This window comes from Streptomyces sp. NPDC002573, assembly GCF_042889625.1.
Taxonomy (GTDB): Bacteria; Actinomycetota; Actinomycetes; order Streptomycetales; family Streptomycetaceae; genus Streptomyces; species Streptomyces gibsoniae.
Map to the genome: position 1 here is coordinate 1 of NZ_JBIARC010000187.1, position 4,556 is coordinate 4,556.

5 protein-coding genes are annotated in these 4,556 nt (G+C 66.2%); 3 read left to right on the forward strand and 2 right to left on the reverse strand.

Features of this window, described 5'->3' with window-relative positions; all coding sequences use genetic code 11:
- The first annotated feature begins 178 nt into the window (after nt 1-178).
- Nucleotides 179-1,279 (forward strand): transposase, encoded by a 1,101-nt coding sequence (locus ACFYX0_RS46750; protein ID WP_388981677.1) that lies wholly within the window; start codon nt 179-181, stop codon nt 1,277-1,279.
- A gap of 412 nt (nt 1,280-1,691) precedes the next feature.
- Here ACFYX0_RS46750 and ACFYX0_RS46755 read toward each other — a convergent pair whose 3' ends face one another.
- Together ACFYX0_RS46755 and ACFYX0_RS46760 are read right to left on the reverse strand one after the other, a co-directional pair.
- Nucleotides 1,692-2,108, reverse strand: coding sequence for a VOC family protein (locus tag ACFYX0_RS46755; RefSeq protein WP_388981679.1), 417 nt, complete (start codon nt 2,106-2,108; stop codon nt 1,692-1,694).
- A gap of 2 nt (nt 2,109-2,110) precedes the next feature.
- Complete coding sequence (locus tag ACFYX0_RS46760) at nt 2,111-2,953, reverse strand: NAD(P)H-binding protein (RefSeq protein WP_388981682.1); 843 nt, start codon at nt 2,951-2,953, stop codon at nt 2,111-2,113.
- 74 nt (nt 2,954-3,027) lie between these two features.
- Between ACFYX0_RS46760 and ACFYX0_RS46765 the strand changes: the two genes are divergently transcribed.
- Nucleotides 3,028-3,927 (forward strand): cupin domain-containing protein, encoded by a 900-nt coding sequence (locus tag ACFYX0_RS46765; protein WP_388981685.1) that lies wholly within the window; start codon nt 3,028-3,030, stop codon nt 3,925-3,927.
- 191 nt (nt 3,928-4,118) lie between these two features.
- Nucleotides 4,119-4,400, forward strand: coding sequence for a hypothetical protein (locus ACFYX0_RS46770; RefSeq protein WP_388981688.1), 282 nt, complete (start codon nt 4,119-4,121; stop codon nt 4,398-4,400).
- Nucleotides 4,401-4,556 lie beyond the last annotated feature (156 nt).

Below are 4,556 nucleotides of genomic sequence, written 5' to 3' on the forward strand. Positions count from 1 at the left end.
CGCTACGACAAGCTCGCGGTCCGCTACGAGGCGACCGTCCTCGTCGCAGCCATCAACGAGTGGCTGTGACCAGCACATTCGATACACGCCCTAGTAGGACTCCGTAGGTCTGTGTGTCGACCTTGGGCCCCTATGAGGCCGCGCGCCACATCCCCGGCGTGAGCGGGCACGAGCTGCGTTGGCCGCGAACCGGCACTTCTCCATCCCGACGCTGAACGAGGCGATCGCCGACCTGGTCAACGCGCATGCCCGCGTGGACATCTCGCAGGCGTGGGGCGACGGCTCCGCGGTCGCCGCCGACGGCACCCACATGGACACGTACCTCAACAACCTGCTGACCGAGACGTCCGTGCGCTACGGCAAGCCGGGCGGCATCGCTTACCACCACATCTCGGACACCTATATCGCGCTGTTCACGCACTTCATCCCGTGCGGGGTGGGGGAGGCCGTCTACATCATCGAGGGCCTGCTCATGAACACGTCCGAGGTGAAGCCGACCACGGTGCACGCGGATAGCCAGGGCCAGCCGTTCCCTGTCTTCGCGCTCGCCCACTTGCTGGGCTTCGACCTGATGCCCAGGATCAGGAACTGGAAGGACCTGACCTTCTACCGGCCCACGAAGCGGACCGAGTACGTGCACATCGACGCCCTGTTCGGGGAGCCGGGCCGCAACGTCATCGACTTCGACCTGATCGAGTCCCAGTACCGGCATCTGATGCGGGTGGCCGTCTCCGTGCGCGAGAGCGCCATCTCCTCCACCCTGCTGCTGCGGCGCCTGCGTGCCGGCTCGCGCAAGAACGCCACCTACATCGCGTTCCGCGAGGTCGGCCGCGTCATCCGCACCGTCCAGCTGCTGCGCTACCTCTCGGACGCCCCGGTGCGCCGGCGGGTGACCGCCGCGACGAACAAGGTCGAGGCATTCAACGGCTTCTCGCAGTGGATCGGCTTCGGCAACGGCGGCGTCATCACCGACAACGACCCCGTTGAGCAGGAGAAGACCGCGAAATTCAACGCTCTGCTCGCGAAAGCGGTGATCTTCCATAGCGCCCTGGACATCGCCGAGATCGTCCGCCAGTTGCTGGAGGAGGGCTGGGAGATCGATCCAGAGGATTTGGCCCACATCTCCCCGTACCTGACCGAGCACATCCGCCGCTTCGGCGAGTACAGCACTCATGAACTCGGCATCCAGCCGGAGGCGTACGACCCCAAGCTCGACGTCGACTTCACCCAGCTCCGCGAACAGGAACCGGCCGCCTCCGGCTTCGGCACGGCTGCCTGAGCGCCGAAGGACCCACACCAGGCCCACTGAACAGCACGGTCGCTGTACCAGCATCGATGCCACCGACCTCGCGCAGGACGAGGGCCAAGGCACCTTGCTCGCGCTCGCGTGCAGCCTGCACGCTCTCGACGAGGTCTCCAAGAACGTCACGCCGCCTCCGACGGTTGCCCGGATCACGGCGCCAACCGCGTGATCGCCTACGGCAAGGGCGGAGAGATAGCCTCGAACCGGCGCGACGATAAGGAGATGCTTGTCCTGTTCGTGAGCATCCTCCAGTGCCTGATGCGCGTCCTGAGCCCCCAGGGCGAGGCGGGAACCGGCCGCAGGCCAAGCAGGGCGACCCCTACGTGGCCTGCGGCCCGCCGCGTCGGCCAACGCGGTGCTCAGTCCAGAGAGACCGCCTCGTTCAGCACTACTTTTCGTTCCAGGCCTTATGCACGAACTCGAGGCGGTTGCCGTCGAAGTCGGCGACGTTGGCGGCGTAGTAGCCGGGGGCGAAGTAGGTCCGGTCCGCCGGTGCGCCCTCGTCGATGCCGCCGGCCGTGATCGCGGCGGCGTAAGCGGCGTTAACGGCGTCGTTGCTGTCGCACACGATGCCGACGTACAAGCCCGTCTCGCCCGGCTTGCGCTGGCGCAGCCAGATGCTCGATCCGAGGCCGCCGGCCACGTAGGTGGCGTCGCCGATGCCAAGGAGGTCTGGGACACCCTCGGGGGCGGACGAGGCGTCGAAGCTCCCGAACTCTCTCCAGCCGAGGGACCCAAGAGCGGCGAGGTAGAAGTCCCGCGACTTCTCGATGTCCGATACGGAGATGTAGACGTGGTCGATCATTTCTAGGCTTCTTTCCAGGCTGCGGCGTTCTTATGGGCAAAGTCGCGGAACGTGCGCGACGGTGTACCGGTGACCTGCTCGACCGTGCCGTTGGGACGGGACCCGTTGCCGGACGCCACCGTCTCGGTGAGCTGCCGGAGCAGGGCGCCGAACTCGGCTGGGAATCCCTTCGCGATCGCGCCGGCAATCCAGACCTCGCGGTCCAGCTCGTGATGCACGATGGTCTGACCGGTCGCCTCGCTGATGATGGAGGCAGCCTCGGAGACGGTCAGCGACTGCGGGCCGGTCAAGCTGTACGCCGCGCCCGCGTGCGAGGCGGGGTCGGCGAGCGTGGTCGCGGCCACGGCCGCGATGTCATCGGCGTCGATGAACGCCTCGGATCCGTCGCCGGTGGGCACCAAGATCGCGCCGTTGATCGGCTTGCAGAAGGCCTCGCTGAAGTTCTGCATGAACCACGCAGGACGCAGGATGGTGTGACCCAGCCGCTGGCGACCCAGCAGGTCGAGTTCAACGCTGCGGGTTGAGACCTCAGCCGGAGCGCGCTCCATCCCGTAGGCGCTCAGGAACGTCACGTGCTGCACCGCGGCGGCCTCGGCCTCGTCGAGGAACACCGAGACGTCCTCGGCAAAGTCGAGCCGGTCGACCGGGCCGACCAGGTAGACGCGATCGACCCCCTTGAGCGCGGGGGCGTAGGTGTCGCGGTCGCTCCAGTCGAAGGCGACGTCGGCACTGGACCGTGCGGCCCTGCGGACCGACACCCCTCGGCTTATGAGGTCCGCGGCCACGCGAGAGCCGGTCTTGCCAGTCGCGCCCAGGACAAGAACTGTTGAAGTTTGCTCACTCATGCATCCAGCCTATGGCGGAGAATGAGCTATGCAATGCTTATTGCACTCAAAATGCAACGTGATACGCTCACTCTGTGGACATATTGCACGACTATCTCGTGAGGGCGCGCGCGGCCGGTGCGGTTTTCGCGCGCTCGGTCGTCCGTCCACCCTGGGGGCTGACGCTGCCCGGGTCCATCCAGCTGTCGCTCCACACCGTGGTGCGCGGCCATGCATGGGTGTGGCTCGACAATCCGGCCGAAGCCGAACGCCTACTGCCAGGTGACCTGGCGGTCGTCGTGGGTGGTCGCGATCATCACCTCGCAGATGAGCCGAGCCCGGACAGGTGCGTGACCCACGAGCAGTTCTGGGCGGCAGGCGCCGACGAGGATCCTGACGCTCCCCACGCCGCTGTCTTCTTGTGCGGCGCCTACCGACTTGCCGGCGACGTGGGCCAAAGCCTCATCCGGGCACTGCCTCCGATGCTGGTGATTCGGCCATCCGCACACGATCACTTGCACGGCGTGGTCTCCCTCATCTCAAGCGAACTCACGCAGTCGGCCCCTGGCCAGCAGACCGTGCTCGACCGACTGCTCGACGTACTGCTCGTCCTGGTCATGCGAGCCTCCTACCAGGACAGCTCCGACGCGCCGAGCTGGTACCGCGCCGCCCAGGACCCACGGCTGGGGCGAGCACTCCAAGCGATGCACGAACAGCCCGCACGTAGCTGGACCGTGCCGGAACTGGCCAACCTGAGTGCAATGTCGCGCCCGTCGTTCGCCCGCAACTTCGAACGTGCGCTCGGGCAGACGCCGATGCAGTACCTGACGGACTGGCGCTTGACCCTGGCCCGCGAATACCTGATGGCAGGCGAACTCACCTTGGAGCAGATCGCCCGCCGTACGGGATACAGCTCACCGAACGCCTTCGCTGCGACGTTCCGTCGCCACGTGGGAATACCACCCGGTCGTTGGCGACAGGAAGTATCTGGATGAGCTGAAGGCCTCTACCCGAGAGCCCTCGTCGATGAAGTCCACCACCCCCATCGGCACGTCCGCCGGCGTGGCCGAAAAGGTGCCGAGCATCCGCACGGTCCGATCCGGCAGGAACGAGGACACTCGAAGTGTCGGCAAACGATGGCACCCTCAAGTGATCAACGCACCACCCACGGGATGATCATGTGGTCGTGGAGGAACAGGTGCGTGACTACGGGTTTTCGCCAGCTCAGCAGGACGAGATCTGGAGACGCTGGCGTGAGGGGCAGTCGTTCAGCTTGATGGGACGGGCGCTCGGGGCGGACGTCTTCATAGTCGAGCGCTGGCTGACCTCAGAGGACTTCCAGGTGCACCTGGCCGGTTCGAACCAGCGGATCAGGGAGGCGACAGAGCCCCTCTGGGCCCCGCCCAGCGAGATCTGGCCGGTGGAGAGCGTCCCTTTCGGCGACCCAAGCAAGGGCGTGATCCAGTAGCGACCGGATGCCTGGGCCGTCACAGCAGCGTGTCGGTGCAATATCCGCGCGGGACCGCCCACACCTCGTACACGGCAATTCAGCGGTACCAGCCGCCTGCGCTTCAATCCTCCGTTACGACGTTCTCCAGTGGCTCTCCGGCGACGAAGCGGCCGA